Source organism: Planococcus sp. BI3, from assembly GCF_056680115.1.
Map to the genome: position 1 here is coordinate 1,231,194 of NZ_CM155266.1, position 20,984 is coordinate 1,252,177.

Annotated in this window: 23 protein-coding genes; 4 read left to right on the plus strand and 19 right to left on the minus strand. The window is 45.4% G+C overall.

Features of this window, described 5'->3' with window-relative positions; genetic code table 11:
- The first annotated feature begins 5 nt into the window (after nt 1-5).
- Nucleotides 6-650 (plus strand): acetoin utilization AcuB family protein, encoded by a 645-nt coding sequence (locus AC1MEO_RS06195; protein WP_480335065.1) that lies wholly within the window; start codon nt 6-8, stop codon nt 648-650.
- A complete protein-coding gene (locus AC1MEO_RS06200) occupies nt 647-1,798 on the plus strand; it encodes an acetoin utilization protein AcuC (protein ID WP_480336038.1) in 1,152 nt (383 codons plus the stop codon). Before AC1MEO_RS06195 ends, AC1MEO_RS06200 begins: the two co-directional genes overlap by 4 nt.
- A gap of 186 nt (nt 1,799-1,984) precedes the next feature.
- Here the strand turns inward: AC1MEO_RS06200 and ccpA are convergent, their stop codons facing one another.
- From ccpA to AC1MEO_RS06265, 13 genes are all read right to left on the minus strand, one after another.
- A complete protein-coding gene (gene ccpA / locus AC1MEO_RS06205) occupies nt 1,985-2,983 on the minus strand; it encodes a catabolite control protein A (protein ID WP_480335066.1) in 999 nt (332 codons plus the stop codon).
- Between the two features lie 100 nt (nt 2,984-3,083).
- Nucleotides 3,084-4,169, minus strand: coding sequence for a bifunctional 3-deoxy-7-phosphoheptulonate synthase/chorismate mutase (locus AC1MEO_RS06210; RefSeq protein WP_480335067.1), 1,086 nt, complete (start codon nt 4,167-4,169; stop codon nt 3,084-3,086).
- A 169-nt stretch (nt 4,170-4,338) separates the two neighbouring features.
- On the minus strand, nt 4,339-4,668 hold the full coding sequence (gene ytxJ / locus AC1MEO_RS06215; protein WP_480335069.1) for a bacillithiol system redox-active protein YtxJ: 330 nt from the start codon (nt 4,666-4,668) through the stop codon (nt 4,339-4,341).
- A 16-nt stretch (nt 4,669-4,684) separates the two neighbouring features.
- Nucleotides 4,685-5,464: a YtxH domain-containing protein gene (locus tag AC1MEO_RS06220; RefSeq protein WP_480335071.1), complete on the minus strand. Its 780-nt coding sequence runs from the start codon at nt 5,462-5,464 to the stop codon at nt 4,685-4,687.
- Nucleotides 5,465-5,501: 37 nt separating this feature from the next.
- Entirely contained in the window at nt 5,502-5,993 is a 492-nt protein-coding gene (locus AC1MEO_RS06225; RefSeq protein WP_480335073.1) for a DUF948 domain-containing protein, read from the minus strand.
- A gap of 135 nt (nt 5,994-6,128) precedes the next feature.
- Nucleotides 6,129-7,442 (minus strand): UDP-N-acetylmuramate--L-alanine ligase, encoded by a 1,314-nt coding sequence (gene murC, locus AC1MEO_RS06230; protein ID WP_480335075.1) that lies wholly within the window; start codon nt 7,440-7,442, stop codon nt 6,129-6,131.
- Nucleotides 7,443-7,676: 234 nt separating this feature from the next.
- On the minus strand, nt 7,677-10,229 hold the full coding sequence (locus AC1MEO_RS06235) for a DNA translocase FtsK (protein WP_480335076.1): 2,553 nt from the start codon (nt 10,227-10,229) through the stop codon (nt 7,677-7,679).
- A gap of 6 nt (nt 10,230-10,235) precedes the next feature.
- On the minus strand, nt 10,236-10,847 hold the full coding sequence (gene ytpR, locus AC1MEO_RS06240; protein WP_480335077.1) for a YtpR family tRNA-binding protein: 612 nt from the start codon (nt 10,845-10,847) through the stop codon (nt 10,236-10,238).
- Nucleotides 10,844-11,662, minus strand: coding sequence for a DUF1444 family protein (locus AC1MEO_RS06245; RefSeq protein WP_480335078.1), 819 nt, complete (start codon nt 11,660-11,662; stop codon nt 10,844-10,846). Before AC1MEO_RS06245 ends, ytpR begins: the two co-directional genes overlap by 4 nt.
- A 64-nt stretch (nt 11,663-11,726) precedes the next feature.
- Nucleotides 11,727-12,044, minus strand: a complete 318-nt coding sequence (locus AC1MEO_RS06250) for a thioredoxin family protein (protein WP_480335079.1) — start codon at nt 12,042-12,044, stop codon at nt 11,727-11,729.
- 12 nt (nt 12,045-12,056) lie between these two features.
- Complete coding sequence (locus AC1MEO_RS06255) at nt 12,057-12,572, minus strand: hypothetical protein (protein ID WP_480335080.1); 516 nt, start codon at nt 12,570-12,572, stop codon at nt 12,057-12,059.
- A 59-nt stretch (nt 12,573-12,631) separates the two neighbouring features.
- Nucleotides 12,632-13,150 carry a DUF84 family protein gene (locus tag AC1MEO_RS06260; RefSeq protein WP_480335081.1) on the minus strand — a complete coding sequence of 173 codons (519 nt, stop codon included), beginning with the start codon at nt 13,148-13,150 and terminating at the stop codon, nt 12,632-12,634.
- A 43-nt stretch (nt 13,151-13,193) separates the two neighbouring features.
- Nucleotides 13,194-14,267 (minus strand): M42 family metallopeptidase, encoded by a 1,074-nt coding sequence (locus tag AC1MEO_RS06265; protein WP_480335082.1) that lies wholly within the window; start codon nt 14,265-14,267, stop codon nt 13,194-13,196.
- 167 nt (nt 14,268-14,434) lie between these two features.
- Between AC1MEO_RS06265 and AC1MEO_RS06270 the strand changes: the two genes are divergently transcribed.
- Nucleotides 14,435-14,749 (plus strand): PepSY domain-containing protein, encoded by a 315-nt coding sequence (locus AC1MEO_RS06270; RefSeq protein ID WP_480335083.1) that lies wholly within the window; start codon nt 14,435-14,437, stop codon nt 14,747-14,749.
- Between the two features lie 30 nt (nt 14,750-14,779).
- Here AC1MEO_RS06270 and AC1MEO_RS06275 read toward each other — a convergent pair whose 3' ends face one another.
- From AC1MEO_RS06275 to pepV, 6 genes are all read right to left on the minus strand, one after another.
- Entirely contained in the window at nt 14,780-15,634 is an 855-nt protein-coding gene (locus AC1MEO_RS06275; protein ID WP_480335084.1) for a YtnP family quorum-quenching lactonase, read from the minus strand.
- Nucleotides 15,635-15,656: 22 nt separating this feature from the next.
- Entirely contained in the window at nt 15,657-16,307 is a 651-nt protein-coding gene (gene trmB, locus AC1MEO_RS06280) for a tRNA (guanosine(46)-N7)-methyltransferase TrmB (protein WP_480335085.1), read from the minus strand.
- Between the two features lie 22 nt (nt 16,308-16,329).
- The gene (locus tag AC1MEO_RS06285) at nt 16,330-17,238 is read right to left on the minus strand and encodes a diacylglycerol/lipid kinase family protein (protein ID WP_480335086.1); all 909 of its coding nucleotides are present in this window, start codon (nt 17,236-17,238) and stop codon (nt 16,330-16,332) included.
- Nucleotides 17,239-17,259: 21 nt separating this feature from the next.
- Entirely contained in the window at nt 17,260-17,805 is a 546-nt protein-coding gene (gene thpR / locus AC1MEO_RS06290; protein ID WP_480335087.1) for an RNA 2',3'-cyclic phosphodiesterase, read from the minus strand.
- Between the two features lie 86 nt (nt 17,806-17,891).
- Nucleotides 17,892-18,740 (minus strand): D-amino-acid transaminase, encoded by an 849-nt coding sequence (dat, locus tag AC1MEO_RS06295; protein WP_480335089.1) that lies wholly within the window; start codon nt 18,738-18,740, stop codon nt 17,892-17,894.
- Between the two features lie 17 nt (nt 18,741-18,757).
- The gene (gene pepV, locus AC1MEO_RS06300) at nt 18,758-20,131 is read right to left on the minus strand and encodes a dipeptidase PepV (RefSeq protein ID WP_480335091.1); all 1,374 of its coding nucleotides are present in this window, start codon (nt 20,129-20,131) and stop codon (nt 18,758-18,760) included.
- 301 nt (nt 20,132-20,432) lie between these two features.
- Between pepV and AC1MEO_RS06305 the strand changes: the two genes are divergently transcribed.
- Complete coding sequence (locus AC1MEO_RS06305) at nt 20,433-20,654, plus strand: DeoR family transcriptional regulator (RefSeq protein WP_146557686.1); 222 nt, start codon at nt 20,433-20,435, stop codon at nt 20,652-20,654.
- Nucleotides 20,655-20,984 lie beyond the last annotated feature (330 nt).

Sequence of the window (20,984 nt, forward strand, 5' to 3'; positions counted from 1 at the left end):
TTCTATTGTTAGTGGAAGAAATCATGAAAACCGATGTCCATACATTACGTTCCGATCAGACTGTACAGGATATCATGGACTTATTCAAAGAAAAGCGGATTCGCCATGCACCTGTTTTGGAGGATGGCAAAGTGGTCGGCATTGTGACTGACCGTGACTTGAAAGACGCTGTGCCTTCACGATTCACTGTCTCACCAAAAGGTGAACCTTACAAAAAGAAAGTGGCGGAGATCATGACACCCAACCCGGTTACCGCCCACCCTCTCGACTTTGTTGAAGAAGTGGCGATGATTTTCTATGAGCAGAAAATCGGCTGTATTCCAGTCGTCAGCAATCAGAAGCTGGTCGGTTTCCTGACGGAGACGGATCTCTTGTATACCTTTATCGAATTGACCGGCGCCCATCAGCCCGGTTCACAAATCGAAGTAAAAGTGAAGAACCGTTCCGGCATCCTGTACGAAGTCTCAAAAGTATTTCATCAGCAGAATGTCAATGTGCTGAGTGTCCTCGTTTACCCCGACAGAGAAAACAACAACAATAAAATTCTTGTTTTCCGCGTTCAAACGATGAACCCACTCGCTATCATCAATGATCTGCGAAAAGAAGGATTCGATGTCCTATGGCCAAACATGCCGCAAGTGAACGAATGAAACACGCAGTATTCATCTTTTCAGAAGATCAATTGGGGTATAAATTTTCTGAAACACATCCATTCAACCAGAAAAGACTCGTCTTGACGATTGATTTATTAAAGAAAATGAATGCGCTTCCAGATGACTTGATTGTACCAGCGCGTATTGCGACCGATGAGGAATTGCTATTGGCGCATGACGAACGCTATATCAACATCGTCAAGAAAGCAAGCCGCGGCGAAGTGACGCCGGAAGCTGGTGAAAGCTATGGCATCGGCACAGAAGATACGCCCATTTTTGAAAACATGCACGAAGCCAGTGCACGGCTGGTCGGCGGAACCCTGACGGCCGCCGATTGGGTCATGGAAGGTAAAGCACAGCACGCATTAAATTTAGGCGGCGGGCTGCATCACGGTTTCAGAGGAAAAGCATCCGGATTCTGCATCTACAATGACAGCTCGGTTGCCATCAATTATTTGAAGACCAAATACAATGCCCGCGTCTTGTATATTGACACCGATGCCCATCACGGCGATGGTGTTCAATGGAGTTTTTATGATGATCCCGATGTTTGCACTGTCTCCATCCATGAAACGGGGCGTTACCTCTTCCCAGGAACAGGCAATATCAATGAACGCGGCAGCGGCCAAGGATATGGCACTTCTTTTAATTTCCCGATTGATGCATTTACGGAAGACGAATCTTTTCTTGAAATCTATCGCACCTCTATGAAGGAAATCATTGAATTCTTTAAACCCGATGTCATTTTGACGCAGAATGGTGCAGATGCCCATTATTTGGACCCTCTGACCCATTTATACGGGACGATGAATATTTACAAGGAAATACCCAAGATTGCGCACGAACTGGCTCACGAGTATTGTGAGGGCCGCTGGATAGCCGTCGGTGGCGGAGGTTACGATATTTGGCGCGTCGTCCCCCGTGCCTGGTCATTAATCTGGATGGAAATGAACAATTTCCCTCTGCCTTCAGGTAAATTACCGGAATCGTGGTTGGAGAGATGGCAGCCTGAATCACCGGTCAAGTTGATCGATACTTGGGAAGATCCACCCAATATGTACAAAGCCATTCCACGTAAAGCGGAAATAACCGATAAGAATCTTCAAATGCTGAACAAAGCCCTATACATGATCCGCAATAACTGACAAGATCGCTTGCAACGCAAAAAGAACCAGCGGGATTTTTCTCGCTGGTTCTTTCGTGATCAATGAAATTTCAACCGTCCACTTTAGTTGCACCAAACAGCTGAACAAATAAAAGCCTGCCCGGATTGAAAGTATCCCGGCCGGCTTTTTGTTTATGATTCTAGCATTTCATAGAATGATCAATTATTACTTGTTTTTGGTCGATTGTCTTTCTTCGATCCGGTATGGAAGAATAACTTGTTTCTCTTCAATTTCTTCGTTGTTCATATACTTTGTCAATAAGCGCATAGAAACGGCACCGATATCGTAAAGTGGGAAGGCAACTGACGTCAGCGTTGGGCGAGCCATACGGGCCAGCTTGGAATTCTCATAGCTGATGAGTTCTGCGTCTGCTGGAATTTTCTTGCCCCGCTCTTCCAATCCATGAATGACGCCAATTGACATTTCGTCGTTGCTGACAAAATAAGCAGTGGGTTCGAGAGGAGCCAATGTTTGAACAGCTTCTATTCCCTCATCGTATGAATTATTGCATTCTACGACCAGATTTTCGTCGTAGTCGATGCCTGCTTCTGCCAATGCCTCTTTGTAGGCTTTCAGCTTATACTCCTTGTTGATCATCGATGTCAATGGTCCCGAAATAAAGGCAATTTTCTTGTGGCCGTTGTCGGTAAATCTTTTGACGGCTTCATAGGCAGCGCCATAATAATCGATGTTTACAGAGGCAATCGCTGCGGTTTCATCAATTGAACCAGCCAGGACGATTGGCGTTGGAGAACGTTTCATTTCATAAAGAAGTTCGGCTGAAATCACATCACTCATAAAGACAATTCCATCCACTTGTTTTCCGAGCATTGTCTCCAGTAACTGAAGTTCTTTATTTTCGTTTTGGTCCGAGTTGGATAAAATAATATTGTAGCGGTACATTGTAGCGATATCTTCAATTCCACGGGCTAGTTCAGCATACAGGCTATTGGAAATATCGGGTATGATGACGCCGACCGTTGTTGTCTTCTTGCTTGCAAGCCCCCGAGCAACAGCATTGGGACGATAGCCCAATTCTTCTATTACTTTCAGTACTTTCTTTCTTGTGGCAGGTTTAACGTTTTGATTGGCATTCACTACACGTGACACAGTAGCCATGGAAACGTTTGCTTCTCTTGCCACATCGTATATCGTAACGGTCATTGTGCGCCCTCCTTTTCCAGTCTTTCTCTAATCATACGACAAAAACTTCAGTAATATCAACTAAAAAAAGAAAAGCCGGAGTTTATCCGGCTTTTCAGGGTCACACTTTCATTTCGTATTGTTTCATGAACTTCATTAGAGCATCGTAGTATTCATCGAATTGGCCCAAATCCATTTGCTGTTGAGCATCTGATAACGCAACTGCAGGATCTGGATGAACCTCAGCCATAACGCCATCCGCTCCGATTGCGATAGCCGCTTTAGCAGCTGGCAGCAATAGGTCACGGCGACCTGTCGAGTGAGTTACGTCAACAAATACCGGAAGATGTGTTTCCTGTTTCAGGATTGGCACTGCAGAGATATCCAATGTGTTGCGTGTCGCTTTTTCGTATGTGCGGATACCGCGCTCACATAAAATGATGTTTTCATTTCCTGAAGCGATGATGTATTCAGCAGCATGGATGAATTCATCCACAGTTGCTGACATGCCGCGTTTCAATAGAACCGGTTTATTGATTGATCCTACTGCTTTCAATAATTCGAAGTTCTGCATGTTACGTGCACCGACTTGGACAACATCCACGTAATCAAGAGCAGCTTCCAGATGTCCTGGAGTAACGATTTCTGACACGACAGCCAAGTTGTACTGATCAGCTGCTTTTTTCAACATCTTCAATCCTTCTAAACCAAGTCCCTGGAAATCGTAAGGCGATGTACGCGGCTTGTAAGCTCCGCCACGGATCATCTTCAATCCTTTGCCTCCGATAGCTTCAGCAACTTTCATCACCTGTTCCTGTGACTCTACTGCGCATGGGCCAAAGATGAAGGAAGGATCTCCAGCGCCAACTTTTTCGCCATTGATTGTAATAACCGTATCTTCTGCTTTCTTTTTACGCGAAACCAGCAATGCTTTGCGGATATCCTCTTCCTGCATATCCAATGCTGATTTAAAGATTTCCTTGAAAATATGATCAACAGTCTTTTGATCTAGAGGACCGCTATTATTATCTTTCAACAAGTTCAACATATGGCGTTCCCGCAACGGATCGTAACGGTTAACCCCTTGCTTCTCTTTTAACTTGCCGATGTCTTGAATTACGGAAGCTCTCTCATTGATCAGAGACAGAATCTGCAGGTTGACTGCGTCCACTTTTTCTCTTAGTTGCTCTAACTCTAAATTACTCATTCTATAACTTCCCCTTTCGCGAATAACCTTTATCAGGTGACTCATATTATCATGATAGGACTATTATAAGCAAACAATTCGGTAAAGTCACGGAATTTCTTTTAGCGATTCAACGCGCTAAAGTGTTTTTTTCACCAAAAAGCCGAAGCACCAAGGCTTCGGCTTTTATTCAGGCTATAAATTCTTGCATAGATTCTCTTTTAATTTTATTATGGGAAGCGTGCCAATCCACTTTTTGGCTGGTGAAATGGAACAATTGGGGTGATTCGTGCTTAACTCCCGTAATCTCTTCAATTGCTTTAGAGAATTCCCGATCTTCCTGTACCACGAGGTAAAGAAAGATTTGGTTCGGATGCAATGAGCAATATTCATTATACTCATTCCAGGCTTCTGCGGATACCGGACAAGTACTGCTGTGTTTAAAGAGCCAGTAATGCTGGTTATGCCCCACTGCCTGCTTTAAGCTGTCCAGATTGTCTACATGTACTAAATTTTTCATCTAAACCGCTCCCAGATTAATTCTTTTTGTTGTAGTTATTGCTTGATGGATTAGTTGATGATTTGTTGCTGTTGCTGGAATTTGATGATTTATTGCTGTTGTTGTTGCTGCTGGTCGTATTTGGACCTTTGCTGGTATTCGCTGTATTGCTGTTCGTGCTGCTGCCTGTGTTGCCGGCTATTGACGAACTTGAATCCGATTTCTTTTCTTCCTTTACTTCTTCAACCGCTTCTTTTAAAGCATTTGCAGTAGAAGTGAAAGCATCAGAACCTTTTTTGTCTGATGATTGGCTTGCGCTGTTTTGGACAGTTGAATGGATATCGATGGATTCTTCGCCTTCTGATGAAGCAGTGCCATCGTCCATAGGCGAATTTCCGCCCTTCATGTTCTTCACTTTATCCACTACTTTAGTCGATTGCTCTTTCAATTGCTGTGCAAATCCAGCAGAACCGTCATCACTTGAATCTGATTGCTGAGAAGCTTTTTCTTTCAAAGTAGTCGCCTGTGTTTTAAGATCAGCCTGAAATTCCTTGCCCGATTTAGGCGCCAGGAATAATGCAGCAGCAGCCCCGATGATTCCTCCGACCAAAATACCAACTAGGAAACTCGAGCCTCCACCTGATTCTTCATAGTCATAAAGATCATCATAGCGGTTAGAAGCTCCGTACGACTGAGGCACATAATCACTTTGCTGATAGTTTTGGCCGCTGTTCTGGCCGCCCTGTGAGTAGTAATCCTTATTATACTGTGAATCGTTGAAGTTGGATTGATTGTTGAAATCTTTGTTTTTGCTCATTGATATTCCCTCCAATTAGTTAGTGGTAAAAGCAATTTTAATATTGTTCGTTATGCGGCAATTTTTTTTGTCCAGGATCAGGTGTGTAAGTTGAGTTTGCACGTGCTTCATAAATCTTGCGCTCATTCCATTTATCACGGATGCCCATGACTACATTACCCCATTGAACAACTTGAGCAATCTTGTCTTCGTTCTGTTCTACCTGTACTCCTACACGCGAAGTAATATGGCGGACAGTTGAGTTCAAATCAGTGACAGAGTTGCCGACACCTTTCACTGCGTCAACTACACCATTTAATTTTTCTGATTTCACTTGAATGTCTTCAGCTAGTTCATTTGTCTTATGCAGTAGATTCGTCGTTTCCAACGTGACCCCCTGCAATTGATTTTCAAGACCAGCTACGGTGCCTGAAACTTCTTTTAATGTGTTTTTCAACGAATTTAATGTCATTGCCAACGCTACGCATAGAATTAAGAATCCAATAGCGGCTACGATCGCGGCAATGTAAAGCAAGATTTGCCAATCCATCCTGTTTCCTCCTTTTAAACGAATTATGTTCTATCCTTTTTCTACCCTTGATGAGTTTGGATTAAACACGGTCTCTATTATTATTCGACAAAAACTATTCCATTCCTGCATAAAAAAAACAGTTTAACCCGAAAGTTAAACCGTTTCTCCTGTATTTAATGTTGTTTCAAAAGCTTCCTGGAATTTGGTGACGTCTCCCGCTCCCATGAACAGATATACAGCATTGCCGTGTTCTGCTAAAGAGCTGACTTCATCTAATTGCAGCAAATGGCTGCCTTCAATTTTCTCCGCTAGATCCTGGATCTTCAGTGTTCCCGCTTTTTCACGGGCAGATCCGAAGATATCACAAAGATACACATGGTCCGCTTCAAGCAGGCAGTCAGCAAACTCCTGCAGGAAGGTTTGTGTGCGCGTGAATGTATGCGGCTGGAAAATTGCGATAAGCTCGCGCTCTGGATACTTTTGGCGTGCAGATTGTAAAGTCGCACGGATTTCCGTCGGGTGGTGTGCATAATCATCAATCAAGATCCGGTCACCGATCGCTGTAAGCGTAAAGCGCCGCTTGACGCCTTCAAAATCCTCATACTGCTGCTGAATGATATCGGCCGGAATATTTTCATAATGGCATAAGGAAATAACAGCCAATGCATTCAGAGTGGCATGATCGCCGAACATCGGAATCGTGAACGTATGGAAAAACTCATTGCGGATCACAACATCAAAAGTGGTTCCTTCAATAGTTTTCACAATATTTCTTGCCTGGAAATCATTTTCTTCTCCAAATCCGTAATAGACGACCGGAATCGGTGCTTGGATCCGTTGAAGATATGCATCATCCCCGCAGGCAATGATGCATTTTTTCACTTGCTGGGCCATCTCTTCGAACGCCTTGAAAACATCGTCTACTCCCGTGAAATAATCAGGGTGGTCATAATCGATATTGGTCATGATGGCGTAGTCAGGATGGTAAGCCAGGAAATGGCGGCGGTATTCACAAGCTTCTGCCACAAAGAAATGCGAATCTTTCTGGCCGACGCCTGTTCCATCCCCAATTAAATAAGAGACTGGTTTATAGCCAGCCAGCACATGGGCCATCAAGCCCGTAGTCGAAGTCTTACCATGTGCCCCTGTGATGGCAATTGATACATATTGCTTCATCAAATCGCCGAGAAATTGATGGTACCGAATAATCGTCGCACCCAACTCTCGCGCTTTGACCAATTCAGGATGATCGTCGCCAAATGCATTGCCCGCAATGATCGTCATATCTTTTTCTATATTGTTGGGGTCAAACGGCAAAATGGTTATGCCACGTTCACGAAGACGGTCTTCAGTGAAAAAATGCTGTTCAATATCAGAGCCTTGTACTTGTTCGCCCATATCATGCATGATTTGCGCAAGTGGACTCATACCGGAACCTTTGATTCCGGTAAAATGTAAAACTGTCATAAATGAACCTCCTGTGGAAGTTGAAAATTAGTCTACATAAATCGCATAGCGAATTCTATAGCTGGTGAAGATAAAGAGAAACCTCTATCAGCGGAGGCACTCTGCCCCCACTGATTGCTGGCCGATCCCATAGGACTTTCAAAGCCCAATAAACACAATGCATTATTATATCATATATTTGCTATCCGTTAAAATAAGCCAGTTTTCTATATATTTCAGCAGCTTTTTAAGGGATCAATGAAATACTTCTTCAATATCATTTTCTGTAATCAAAACCGAGCGGGCTTTGCTGCCGTTCTGCTCAGAAATAAAGCCGTGCTGCTCAATCAGATCCATCAACCGGGCTGCACGATTATAACCGATATGAAACTTCCGTTGAAGAAGCGAAGTCGATGCGCTGCCCTGTACCATAATAAACCGGCAGGCCTCTTCAAACAAATCATCCTGTTCAGCCGGAGATTCACTTCGCTTGATCAATTCCTCTTCTTTAAAGAAGTATTCAGGTTTCCCCTGCAGCCTCACATGCTCGATTACCTTTTCAATTTCGTCATCAGTGACGAACGTGCCTTGCAGACGGCTCGGCGCTGACATCCCGTTTCCAAGATACAGCATGTCCCCTCTTCCGAGAAGACGCTCCGCTCCCTGCGAGTCAAGAATGGTGCGGCTATCCACTTGTGAGGAAACTGAGAACGCAATTCGTGTCGGGATATTGGACTTGATCAATCCTGTAATAACGTCTACAGACGGCCGTTGCGTTGCGATCACCAGATGGATTCCGCAGGCACGGGCTTTTTGTGCAATCCGGCAAATTGAATCCTCGACGTCTGACGGAGACATCATCATCAAGTCTGCCAGTTCGTCGATGACAATCAGGATATACGGAAGATGCTGCGCATGATCCCCTTTGTCTTTCACCAGTTTATTGTAACGGCTGATGTCGCGGACACCGCTATGTGCAAATAATTGATAACGGCGCTCCATTTCTTCAACCGCCCATTTTAATGAGGCAGTTGCCGCTTTAACATCCGTAATCACCGGACTGACAAGATGCGGAATATGATTATAGGGTGCCAGCTCAACCATTTTTGGATCAATCAGCAGCAATTTCAGGTCTCTTGGCGACGATTTGTATAAGAGGCTGACCAATATGGAATTAATGCAGACGGATTTACCCGATCCTGTAGCTCCCGCAATCAAGCCGTGCGGCATTTTGCGTAAATCCAAGGTGACAGGCTTTCCTGTCAAATCCAATCCAAGTGCTGCTTCCAGCGGCGAATCCGACTCTTCAAATACAGAGCTGTTGATAATCTCCGAAATGCGTACTGCACGGCTTGTGCGATTCGGAATTTCGATGCCGATAGAGCTCTTGCCCGGAATCGGTGCTTGAATCCGAATATCTCTGGCAGCCAATGCCAGTTTCAAGTCATCCGCTAAATTACGGATCTTGCTGACTTTGATCCCTTGGGCGACCTTTAATTCAAATTGCGTGACGGCAGGTCCCTGGACTGTGCTCAAAATTTCAGCTTTAATCTGGAAATAAGACAAGGCTTCAATTAAGCGCTCAGCCTGCTCCTCCATCCACTCTTCGTCTTTCCGGTCATTTTCAGGAGCCATTAAGTATTCCGGCAAAGGGAATTGATAAGCTTGTGACTCGGCTTCAGAAACTGAATTCAGCGCATGCGCTGGGTTTTCAGTTAAATCTGCCGTTTTTTTTTCCGCTTGTGGAGTTTGCGCAACCGGGTTCTCCAGTTTCGGTGTTTCCACAGGAATCGATTTAGCTCTATTTTTCAATAGTTCCTTATCTGATTTCAGCATCAGCACATTAAACGGCACAGTTTTTTCGCGCTTTTTGGGTACAGGTTGTGATGGTGTTTCCGTATCCGCCTTTAATTCAGGAGTTGGTTGCATTTCTGCATCCGGCTCTGTCTCTAGCTGTGAATCCGGTTTTGGCTCTGACTCAGCTAACGGTTCCATTTCTGGAATTTGCTGCACTTCCGGTTCTGCTTCCGGCTCCAGTTCTGTTTCGTCCACAAGGGCCAAATCTTTGCTGGCTGTGTTTTCAATTACTGGAGATGCCATATGTACATGGGCTTCTTCGGTTCTAATCTTTTCCTCTTCAAGATCTGATGTTTCAACACTCTTGACTGCATGAGATTCGATTACCAGCGGTTCCGCAGCTGCTTCATCTTCAGCTTTCGGCGTTTCTGCCATCGTTTCACGAACCGTTTGCTGGGACACGGGCTCTTCTTCAAAAATCGGCTCAAGTTCATGTTCAACCATCGGCCTTGGCTTATGCCAGCCAGCTCTTGCTCTTTCCTGAATCGCTTCATCATGCAATTCACGGTTATATTTATGTTCTCTTTCTTCCGTCATTTTTTGAGTAGGTGCAGGACGTGCTGTATTATAGCCGTAAACCGATGATACTGAACGGCTTGGTTCGAAACGCCGTGCAGTATTGACTGGCAGCTCGGCTGTTTTGCGTTTTGCTTTTGCCGGGCGGACGGGCGCTTCTTTCGGTCCCATAATCGGTTTGTCAGCCGGAAGTACAGATTCTTTCCGAAGAACTTCTCTTTCCCGCTCATCAAAAATAGGCATTTTCGGACGGTTTTCTGTCCGTTTTATATCCTGGATAAAATCGTCTTTTTCTTCATCCGGAATTAACGGGAAGCGAAAAGGCGCTTTTTCTTTTTTTACGGCCGGGGGCGGCGTTTCATAGATGACTTCTTTTTCAGCTTCTTCAGCGTCATCTGTAAACAGACGGTTCCATGTATTTTTAATCCAGCTCATAATGCGTCACGCCTTTACTTGGAAAGCTGAACCGATTTCTGCATCTTCAGGCAGCACAAGAATGCCTTTTTCCTGAGGTGCATCCGGCAAAGCCAATTCTGTAGCTGAACAGATCATTCCAGATGATGCCACTCCCCGAAGTTCCGCATCACGGATGACCATTCCTGAAGGCATAACAGCCCCCACTTTTGCCACGACCACTTTCTGGCCCTGTTCCACATTCGGAGCGCCGCAGACGATCTGCAGTTGCTCGCCGCCGACAGCGACTTGGCAGACATTCAATTTATCGGCATTGGGGTGCTTTTCCTTCGCCTCTACAAAGCCGACAACAAATTTCGGTGAAAAATCCACTTCCAAAGTGAAATCGATCCCATTTTTTGCAAGTGCATTCTGAAGGGACGTAACAAGTGCTTCTGACAATTCCACTTGCTGCTCACCTTCTGCCAAATCGGCATAGCTTGAAGCATTGAACAGGTTGAATCCGGCAATTTTGCCGGCCTCATCTTTGATTAATGTCACATCTCCTGACTGTTCAGGATGGATTTTTTCTGGGGTTTCTGTTTGCAGTTGGACCAGCAGTACGTCGCCGATTCCCTGTTTATTGTAGAATACATTCATTTTTTATCGTTCTCCTTATTATTAGGTTTATTTTTTGCCATGATGAAAATCGGCTCGAGTTCGTCATTTTCATAAATGAACGACAAGGAAGTGATCGGCACTTTGCCATTGGTGAAGAAATGCATGGCCATTTGCGCGAGCACATCGTATCCCGTTTCATTTCGGATATCACCGATGATCAATACATCCTGATGAGGCACTGACACGGTCATATCGCCGGTAATTTTTGTTTTCATTTCTTTTAAGAAAGATTCATTTAAGATTCGTGATGCATCATAGCCATCGTTTTCATTCAGAAAATAAAAGACATTCCCTGCAACATGGTCTTCTTTTACAGCGGTTTTCAATTTTCTCACTTGAAACTTCGCAATTTCCTTGATCTGCTCTTCTGTCAGACTTAATGAATTTACCACATTTTCGTCAATTAAGCGATAGGTAGTCCCAGTATCCAAAGCAAAATAAATCCGTGTTTCTGCTGTGTGTTCAGCCGTAATGAACTTATGGCCTTCATTGGATTCCGTCGGAAAAGAAGTTGAGCGGATGACCGGGAAAATTTGCTCGGTGGACTTCATTTCACCCTTTGCTTCCCGTTCCATAGCATCAAAGGTTTCAGTGATCGTATAGACGATTTCCTGGATAGCCGCGTCGCCTCTCGTTTCAAATCGGTTGACCACCTGCGGCAAGGAGATGCTCATCCCTTTGCCAAGCTCCTGATGGCGAATGTAGGCAGTATCTTCTTCACGGTCATAGCGCCATTCCAATTGGCGGCTTGGCATCCGCTCTCTAAGTATATTAAAAAGTTCAGTAGATTTCATCGTTGTTTGGCCTCACTTTCATAAATAAACGGTTCAGCCCAGTCTAGGCGAACCGTTTGTGCAGTTATTTTGGCAAATTCGAAATAAACCCTTCGATTTCTGCTTGTGTTTTACGGTCTTTGCTGACGAAACGGCCGGTTTCCTGGCCATTGGCATAAGCAAGGAAACTCGGAATGCCATAAATGTCCTGTTCGATGCACAGGTCAATAAACTGGTCGCGATCCACTGATACAAATGTGTGGTCCGGGAACGTTTTTTCAATATCCGGCAGTATAGGTTCGATGACGCGGCAATCCGGACACCACCCTGCAGTAAACATAAAAATAGCTGCAGGCTCTTTTGCCAATTCCTGAAATTCCTCAGTCGATTGTAAACTTCTCATTTGTGCAGTCTCCTATTCATCGGTATCTATTGAACGGACAGTCTTCATCATCCATTTCATATTTTGGGGGATATCACGTTCATTTGTGATGGTCGTCAATTTAACGCCGCCAGTGCTGACGACAAGTTCCAGTTGGTCTTCCGCAATTTCTTCTACTGTGGCAAAACCGAAACGGCCGTTTTGCTGGAAGGTTTCATCTGTCACCCATTGCTGTTCAGGCTCCGCTTTTTGCAGATCATAGAACAAGGTGCTCGCCGCCTTTTCATTCGGATTGATGAATAAAGAAAAAGAGTCGCTGCCTCTTGTAATTAATCGATTAAAATCATCCGATGGTTCTTCAACGTCATAGCCGCTTGGTATATACAAGTCGATTTGCCCAGCCGTCTCATTGGCTTTTTCCGGCTCTTCTTCAAACGCTTCACGCGCGTTCGATAGTCCCTGTACAATCTGTTCTTCCGGCGTTGCCATGCAGCCGGCCAAAATACCCGACACCAGGAGCAATCCAAAACTCAATCTATATCGAGGCACGCTCATTCCCCCTAACGTTGCTGTTCCTTATTTTAAAGGTGTTTACGGGGACATGCAACTTAATCGCTGTCCCGCTGGTACTGCCCAATCAATAATTTAACCACATGGCTGAACATTTCTCCCCGGTTGACAAGGCCATCCGTTAAAATGCCGATGGCGCCTTTATGGTGGCGGATTCCACTTTCATTGGCATAGGCATCCATGACAGGTCCAAGCTCTACGCCTGTCCGGAGTTTCACTGTAATTTCTTCCGGCAATGGAATCTGAGCACCAGCCGCTGTAAACAGGCGGCCATCCCGAGCTGCCAAAGCACCCCAATTGCATAAATAGAGGACCCCATCCATTTCGTAGACCCCGCCTTCCAGGCCGATGGCGAAATCATAGTCGCCTAAAGCATTGCTGGCTCTGTTTACGGCTCCTTGCCGTGTTTCCTGCTGTGAAAAAGGCTGTGCTGAAACTTCCGATTCTGCATCTACCGCCGATAAGTCGACGGACCATTCCAAATTGGCCAGAACGCTGGATACGGCATTGATTTTTGCAGGATTTTTTGACGCGATGGCTGCACGAATTTTTTTCATTTCTATTATTCCCTCCAAAAAAAAAGAGCCCGCAGGCACTTTTTCAGACATTTTGTTTGATGGTTTCAAGCGTTGTCCGGTCGGACGCTTTCACGAGCTTTGTCAACAATTCTTTGGCTGCCGCATAGTCGTCTGTATGGATGATGGACGATGAAGTATGGATGTAACGAGAGCAGATTCCGATGACTGAACTTGGAATCCCTTCGTTTGCCGTATGCACGCGCCCTGCATCTGTACCGCCCTGGGAAACGAAATACTGATAAGGGATGTTATGTGTTTCGGCAGTGTCCAGGATGAATTCACGCATGCCGCGGTGCGTCACCATGCTCTTGTCCAGGATGCGCAATAACGTCCCCTGTCCCAACTGGCCAAATTCGTTCTTGTCGCCTGTCGCGTCGTTCGCGGGGCTGGCATCCAGCGCAAAGAACAGATCCGGTTTGATCATCGCTGCAGCCGTCTGGGCACCGCGCAAACCGACTTCTTCCATCACTGTCGCGCCGGAGAACAATTGGTTCGGCAGTTTTTCATCTTTCAGTTCTTTCAGAAGTTCAATTGCAAGGCCGCAGCCATAGCGGTTATCCCAGGCCTTTGCCATGATTTTCTTATCATTGGCCATTGGCGTGAATGGGCTGAACGGGACAATCTGTTGACCTGGCCGAATGCCCAGCGCCAACGCATCCTCTTTATCGTCTGCTCCGATATCGATCAGCATGTTTTTGATTTCCATAGGCTTGCTGCGGAGTTCTTCACTTAACAAATGCGGTGGGATGGAACCGATGACGCCTGGAATCACCTTTTCGCCTGCAATGATATCCACGCGTGTGGCCAGCATCACCTGATTCCACCAGCCGCCCAAAGTCTGGAATCGGATCATGCCGTTGTCGGTGATCTGCGTCACCATGAAGCCTACTTCGTCCATATGGCCCGCAACCATAATGCGTGGTCCGTCCTGCTGCCCATCTTTGACGCCAAAGATGCTGCCAAGATTATCCTGGATCAATCGATCGGATACTTGTTCCAGCTCCTGCCGCATAAATTTCCGGACTGCGTGTTCACTGCCTGGCGCTCCGGGCAGTTCCGTTAGGGTTTTAAACATTTCACGAGTTTCAGCATTCATATCAAAGTTCCTCCTAAATAAATTACCTCTACTAAGTTTAGAGCTTTTATCAGACAATTTCCAGTTTTATATTTCGTTTTTCGAAAGAACAATTACTTTTGCGCTTTCATTTCGCCCTTCAAAATATTTATGGTACAATTTATCCAGTAAGCAGAGGAGGGATTTTAGTGAACAATCGTGATTTACTTATTGGATTTGCTACAGGTGTAGCAGCAGCCTATTTAGTAAAAGAAGTGTATGGTCGCAAGGACAAACTATATCCGGCAGATGATGTATTAAAAGAAATCAAATCTGCATTTAAAGAAGAAGGCCCAATCGACGGTTCTTGGATCTTTATGAAAACCGAGCCTTATAAGCAATTTGCTTTATCTACCGAAGTCTATAAAGGCGGCATCACACGCCATAAAGAAGACGAACTCCAGCAGTTCGAGTTTTTGGCTGATGCTTTCACAGGCGCAGTCATCGAAGTAAAACAAGTATAAACAAAAAAGGAGCCGATTCGGCTCCTTTTTTTATATGACTTTTTCTTTGTGCACAAGTGATTCGACGATTTCTTTGCCGTCCGCGCTCCATTTCAGGATGCGGTAATAGGCATCGTGGTAAAAGCTGAAGTAGTAGCCGTTTTCCAGCGCTTCTTTCATCAGCCTTTCTTTTGCGTAGATGGAGTCCATCGGATAATCATCATATGCCAATACCCATAGCGGGTTTTGGTGTGCATGCGTCGGCATGATGTCCGCCATATGCAGGATGGTTTCATTGCCGCTGGTCATTTTGATGACACTGTGGCCATCTGAATGGCCGCCGGTATGGATCAGCGTGAAGGCATCGAATAAAGTCGTTTCGCCTTCAAAGGTTTCGACTTGCCCGACGATCGGTTCCCAATTCTCTTTCCAATAGGTATTGCGTGAACGGATATTGGGATGCTGCATTTCATTCCATTCTACTGCAGATACATGGATTTTGGCATTCGGAAAAGTCGATACGAGTTCTTCCCCCTGCCATTTCGTCAACCCAGCTGCGTGGTCCCCGTGAAGATGGGTCATCAGGATTGTGTCGATATCTTCAGGTTTCAAGCCAAGTTCCGCCAAATCTGCTTCCACCTTCGACTGCTCAGAAACCCCTAAATTGCGCATTTGGCGTTCCGTCAATTTGCCGTCGCCCAACCCGCTGTCGATGAGGATATTATGTCCTCGAAATTGCACAAGAATTGGATGTGTCGGCAACTCGATTTGATTTTTTTCATTGACCGGATAACGTTTTGACCAGATGACTTTTGGCACTACCCCAAACATCGTGCCGCCATCCAAAAAAGTCGTTCCTCCATCCAGCCATGTCAGATTCATTTCGTGAAATTGAAATTTCTGCATCTCTTACTCCCCCTTGTGACGATCAGCTAACTGAAAACTGTGCTTCCATCCGATAAATCGGCTGGCCTTTTTTCGAGAATTTCTCTTCGTATTCCGTCATGATGTTCCATTCGGGTTCATTGTCATGTAGATCCAAAGAAACCTCTTTCAATAACATACCATATTCAGAAATGCTGGTGAGCGAATATTCAAAGAGTTTTCGGTTATCGGTCTTAAAATGGATTTCCCCTTTTTTAGGCAATACCGCCTCATAGAGCTTCAAAAAGGATTCATGCGTCAAACGGCGTTTGGCATGGCGTTTTTTCGGCCACGGATCCGAGAAGTTGAGGTACAATCTGTCGACTTCCCCTTTTTCAAAATACTCGGCGATTTTTTTCGCATTGACTTTCAAAAGACGCAGATTGGGAACACCCTTTTCCTCTTCGAGAACAGTCTCAAGCGCCGTAACGATCACGCTGTCGAATAGCTCGATGCCGATATAATTGATGTTTGGATTGGCTTTTGCCATCCCGATGATAAAACGGCCTTTGCCGGTCCCTGCTTCAATGTGAAGCGGATGTTTGTTTCCGAAGACTTCATGCCATTTTCCTTTTTGCTGTTCCGGGTCCGGAATGACGATCTTCGGATGCGTATCGATTAACTCTGCTGCCCATGGTTTAAAACGTGATCTCATGTTTCATCCTCTTTCTATTCCATTAATTTATTGAATTCCATTTTTGTTGGCTGACTGCATAAATAAGCTTTTCATTTTGTGGACTCATCCCGGCATCGTCGCCATCCACATGGCGGCAAACCGGTTTGTCTGTCGAGAGCCCAAATTCCGAACCGCTCATTTGGCTGAGTTCTTTGAAATGCGTATGTGCTCCGCTGAATACCGTACCAAAAACCAGCAAGAGTTTCAATCGTGAAATGTGATGGACAACCGTCAATTCGAGTAATCCGTCATCTGTTTTTGATGTTGGGGAAATTTTCATGCCTCCGCCGAAATAAGGTTGGTTGCTGACTGTTGCCAGCCAGACGTCCCTGTAGATAGTCGTGGTGCCCCCTGTTTCCACAGTTAACGTGAATTTCTCGAACTTCAGGAACGTCCTGATTACATATAGGAGATAGACCAGTTTGCCGAGGCCCAGCTGGTTCAGCTTCTTTTTGATAAATGATCGGTTGACGGCAATGGAGATTGCCGCGTCAAAGCCGATGCCTGAGCTGCTGACAAATTGAAAAGCCGTGCCGTCAATGAATTCGCCAAGGTCTTCTCTTCGAGAAAAAGGATTTCCGAGAAATTGTTCGATTGCCTGTGCATCCTTGAATGTTCCATAGGCTCTCGCAAAGTCATTGCCGGAACCTGCCGACACAGAGCCTACAATCAGCCTCTTTGCGCCTGCAGCACCCGCAATAGTTTCCCGCAAGGTTCCGTCTCCGCCAAAGCCGATCAACAAGACTGCCTGCTGCTGGTCCCGGTAGCCCGCTGCAATCTCGGAGGCATGCCCAGGAAACCGCGTGACGACCTGTTCGAATGGGAAGTGGATGGTCTTTTTGAAACGGCGCCATTTTTTTAGGGCCCTGCCATTTCCGGCCACGGGATTGATAATAAATACTGTTTTCATAAACACTCGCCTTTGGATGTATTAGATGCCGATCCCCAAAGGGTAATTGGCTATCTTCTGATAACGCGGATTTTCCTTTGGCGCTATCCGGAACAATGAAAACTCTGTCACCTCGAATTGCATTTTATCGATTGAATATTGTTGTTCTGACGGAACACCTCCGGCCCATTTGCTGGCCAATGTGATATGCGGCACAAACTTTTTCGGATCTGGCCGGATTTGCGGCGATTCCAGGGAGTCGAGCACCTGCTGCTGCAGTTCTTCCAATTCCCTGCTGGTTTCTAGGGAAGCATAGAGTACACGTGGAGTCGCAGGGTTGCCGAACGTCTTGATATCATCAATCGCCAAGAGGAACGGCTGCTGTTTGATTCCTGAAAGCAGCTCCTCCACCTGATCGATTTCACCGTGCACATCTTCGCCGATGAATAACAGCGTGATGTGCATATCCTCCAGCGGCGTTTGCCTTTTATGGCTTTGCAAATTCCAGGAGCGGCGCTGTTCATCCAATTCTTCCGCGACGGCTAACGGAATTTTTATTCCAATAAAATAATGTGGTTTCATTGTCATCACCTGGCTCTAGTTTAGCATGGCAAGAGACACAAAAAAATAGTGATCGGCCAGAGCCAATCACTTTTCTTCTGAACTTTATGGGTTTAAGATTTCACGCCTACCTGAATGCGGGCTTCAAATGCGGCCTGCAGTTTGCGGGTCAATTCTCCCGGTACGCCCTGACCGATTTTGTGGTTGCCGATTTCAATAATCGGCATCACTTCAGAGGTTGTGGAAGACATGAAGAATTCATCCATTTCAAGCGCCTGTGTTTTCGTGAAAGCTGTTTCTTCCACTGGAATGTCCAGCTCTTTGCACAGCTCAAGAATGACTCTTCTCGTGATGCCGTTCAAAATGAGGTTGTTGGCTGGATGGGTATAAAGAATGCCGTCTTTAAAGCCATACATATTCGATGAACAGCCTTCTGTCACAGTTTCACCACGATGCAGAATCGCTTCAAAAAATCCTTCTTCGTAAGCTTCCTGTTTTGCCAGCACATTGCCAAGCAAATTCAGGCTCTTGATGTCACAGCGCAACCAGCGGATATCCTCGATGAATTTAGCGGTTACACCGGTTTCCATGCTTGCGACCGGACGTTCCACCGTTTTGGTATTGCCGGTGATGACCGGTGCTGCCTGAGTCGGGAACTGGTGCTGGCGTTCAGCGGCTCCACGAGTGATCTGGACATAGACCTGGCCATTATCGATATTATTCATTTCAACAAAATCGTACATCATTTTATGGAATGCATCTTTTGTATGCGGAATAACAATTTTGATTTTATCGGCACTTTCATAGAAACGGTCGATATGCTCTTTCGCCGTAAACAGGTTGCCGTCATAGACACGAATCACTTCATAGATCCCGTCCCCAAATTGATAGCCGCGGTCTTCCTTCGAAATCACCAAATCTTCTTCACGAATAAACTCTCCATTATGCAATATCAAATCCATATTCATTCCCTCTTTCCTCATTTTTTACAAGCTAATTGATAAATCGCTTCCGCATAGATCGCAGTCGCTTTAATTAAATTGTCGATGTCGACAAATTCATCCGCTTGATGGGCAACATCCGGTTCACCTGGAAACAGCATACCGAAAGCCACGCCTTTATCCAACACCCGTGCATAGGTGCCTCCGCCAATGGCAATAAGTTCTGCTGTATTGCCGGTCTGTTTTTCATATGCGCTTTGCAGCGTCTTGATGAACGGATCGTTTTCGTCCACATGATGAGGAGGGGAATTAGACGCAATGTCCACTACGAAATCCTCTAACTGGTAGGCAGCCATCTTTTCTTCGAATGGGTAACTGACGGAATACCGCATACTGACATTGATTGTCGCGGTTTTGTTTTTTTCAAAACGGATGATTCCGGCATTGAATGTTGTATCCCCGGATTGCTCATCCGTAAAATCGAGTCCCAGCTTGCGGCCCCGTGAATCCTGATAAAACGTATCTGCAACGAATGCCACAAATTTTTGGCCATCGCCTTCAAGGCGGTCTTTTAAGAACAGCGCCAACAGAATTCCGGCATTGACGCCGTTATCGGGTTCCATCGCATGCGCCGATTTTCCGTTGAGGGTCAATTCGGTTGAACCGTTATGCTGTTCAACCACACCTGTCACCTGATATTCACTGCAAAACTCCTTGAATTCTTCCTGCCACTCTTCCAACTGGCCATTTAAAATAGCCGTCGCCTTATCCGGCACCATATTGGTACGATGTCCTGCAATAAACGATTCCAGGATGGCGTCTTCATACATGGAAAAAGTCGAAAAAACCAGGTCGGCAATGCCTTTTTCCGCATTGATGATGGGAAAATCCGCATCTGGCGCAAACGCTATCGTCGGCATTTCCTCTGTTTCAAAATAGCGTTCTACACAGCGGAAGCCACTTTCTTCGTCAGTGCCGATGATCAACCGGATCCGCTTCGTAAATTCTACGTCTGCATCCTTCAGCATATTCAAGGCTGTCCAGGCAGCGATTGTCGGTCCTTTGTCATCGATGGCTCCGCGGCCATAAAGACGGCCATCCTGAATTTCTCCGCCGAATGGGTCTTTGGTCCAACCTTCACCAACAGGCACGACATCCACATGCCCTAAAATGCCAAGTAATTCTTCCCCTTGCCCAATTTCCAGATGCCCTGCGACATCCGCAACATTTTTTACGGCATATCCTTGTTCTTTTCCTTTTTGCAAAAACCAATCCAAAGCCTGCTTAACTTCTTTTCCAAAAGGAGCTGTTGGCGTTGTTTCGTCACTCAACACGCTGGGAATCGCCACTAATTCCTGTAATTCACGCAGCATGGTTTCTTTACGTTCCGTTGCTTGTAGCAGCCAATCCATGTTTCACACTCCTTTTTGTTATGGCTATTGTACACCTTTTTTCAGTAAATTAAAGAATTTGACGCTAATTTGCATAAAAAATTCTGTCTTCTATTGTTATTTTTACGTAAAGATAAAGGAAAATCCTAGAATTTCGAATGTTTTTCCGCTATAATCAAGTTGTCAGATTAGTTCGATTGACACATCTTTTAGGAAAAGGGGCTGTCTTTGGCATCTATCATAAACCTGCTGTATAAACCTCGGCACATCGTCCGCTAGTCTTTGCCAATGGGAAAAAAGATGAAGGAGTGGTTCTGTTACTATGAAACCAACAACTGATCGCATGCTCATTCGAATTAAAGATATGTATAAGTACATTCTCGAAAACGGGACTGTAACGACGCAAGATCTTGTCGACGAATTCGGCATCACTCCTCGCACCATTCAAAGAGATTTGAATGTGTTAGCCTTTAACGACTTGGTGATTAGCCCAACTCGAGGCAAATGGACAACGACGCAACGGAAAGTGAAAATGACGTCCTGAAAAGATTTCCTAAACAAAGAAAATGACCGCAGCTATGCGGTCATTTTCTTTGTTTTCATCTTGTAGACAAAAGAATATTTATATCAATTTAAGAATGAATATGCTTTTAATCGTCTTACACCCGATCCTGCGCTTCAGGCGGACGCTTTCCGCGGGCTCGCGCCGAACTAACTCGGACTAGCGCCCGAGTGGATTTCGGCACTTCGCTGTTCCCGCAGGAGTCGCCGCCTTGCGCTACGGATCTTTGAGTGAAGGATTTACCAAGTTTTGTTAGGACTATTTTTTCTCGAACTTGCTAACATGCTTCCCTCTTTGATTAAAGCAACACGC

What these genes read in the sequence shown, in the direction of transcription:
- ytxJ (WP_480335069.1), bottom strand. Translation starts at nt 4,668, where the DNA reads ATGAAAAATTTAGTACATGTAGACAATCTGGACAGCTTAAAGCAGGCA.
- AC1MEO_RS06265 (WP_480335082.1), bottom strand. Translation starts at nt 14,267, where the DNA reads ATGAATGCTGAAACTCGTGAAATGTTTAAAACCCTAACGGAACTGCCC.
- AC1MEO_RS06245 (WP_480335078.1), bottom strand. Translation starts at nt 11,662, where the DNA reads ATGAAATCTACTGAACTTTTTAATATACTTAGAGAGCGGATGCCAAGC.
- AC1MEO_RS06220 (WP_480335071.1), bottom strand. Translation starts at nt 5,464, where the DNA reads ATGAGCAAAAACAAAGATTTCAACAATCAATCCAACTTCAACGATTCA.
- trmB (WP_480335085.1), bottom strand. Translation starts at nt 16,307, where the DNA reads ATGAGATCACGTTTTAAACCATGGGCAGCAGAGTTAATCGATACGCAT.
- AC1MEO_RS06200 (WP_480336038.1), top strand. Translation starts at nt 647, where the DNA reads ATGAAACACGCAGTATTCATCTTTTCAGAAGATCAATTGGGGTATAAA.
- ytpR (WP_480335077.1), bottom strand. Translation starts at nt 10,847, where the DNA reads ATGAATGTATTCTACAATAAACAGGGAATCGGCGACGTACTGCTGGTC.
- dat (WP_480335089.1), bottom strand. Translation starts at nt 18,740, where the DNA reads ATGGATTTGATATTGCATAATGGAGAGTTTATTCGTGAAGAAGATTTG.
- pepV (WP_480335091.1), bottom strand. Translation starts at nt 20,131, where the DNA reads ATGGATTGGCTGCTACAAGCAACGGAACGTAAAGAAACCATGCTGCGT.
- AC1MEO_RS06285 (WP_480335086.1), bottom strand. Translation starts at nt 17,238, where the DNA reads ATGAAAACAGTATTTATTATCAATCCCGTGGCCGGAAATGGCAGGGCC.
- AC1MEO_RS06210 (WP_480335067.1), bottom strand. Translation starts at nt 4,169, where the DNA reads ATGAGTAATTTAGAGTTAGAGCAACTAAGAGAAAAAGTGGACGCAGTC.
- AC1MEO_RS06305 (WP_146557686.1), top strand. Translation starts at nt 20,433, where the DNA reads ATGAAACCAACAACTGATCGCATGCTCATTCGAATTAAAGATATGTAT.
- AC1MEO_RS06235 (WP_480335076.1), bottom strand. Translation starts at nt 10,229, where the DNA reads ATGAGCTGGATTAAAAATACATGGAACCGTCTGTTTACAGATGACGCT.
- AC1MEO_RS06250 (WP_480335079.1), bottom strand. Translation starts at nt 12,044, where the DNA reads ATGAGAAGTTTACAATCGACTGAGGAATTTCAGGAATTGGCAAAAGAG.
- thpR (WP_480335087.1), bottom strand. Translation starts at nt 17,805, where the DNA reads ATGACAATGAAACCACATTATTTTATTGGAATAAAAATTCCGTTAGCC.
- murC (WP_480335075.1), bottom strand. Translation starts at nt 7,442, where the DNA reads ATGACAGTTTTACATTTTACCGGAATCAAAGGTTCCGGTATGAGTCCA.
- ccpA (WP_480335066.1), bottom strand. Translation starts at nt 2,983, where the DNA reads ATGACCGTTACGATATACGATGTGGCAAGAGAAGCAAACGTTTCCATG.
- AC1MEO_RS06225 (WP_480335073.1), bottom strand. Translation starts at nt 5,993, where the DNA reads ATGGATTGGCAAATCTTGCTTTACATTGCCGCGATCGTAGCCGCTATT.
- AC1MEO_RS06260 (WP_480335081.1), bottom strand. Translation starts at nt 13,150, where the DNA reads ATGAAAAAAATTCGTGCAGCCATCGCGTCAAAAAATCCTGCAAAAATC.
- AC1MEO_RS06275 (WP_480335084.1), bottom strand. Translation starts at nt 15,634, where the DNA reads ATGCAGAAATTTCAATTTCACGAAATGAATCTGACATGGCTGGATGGA.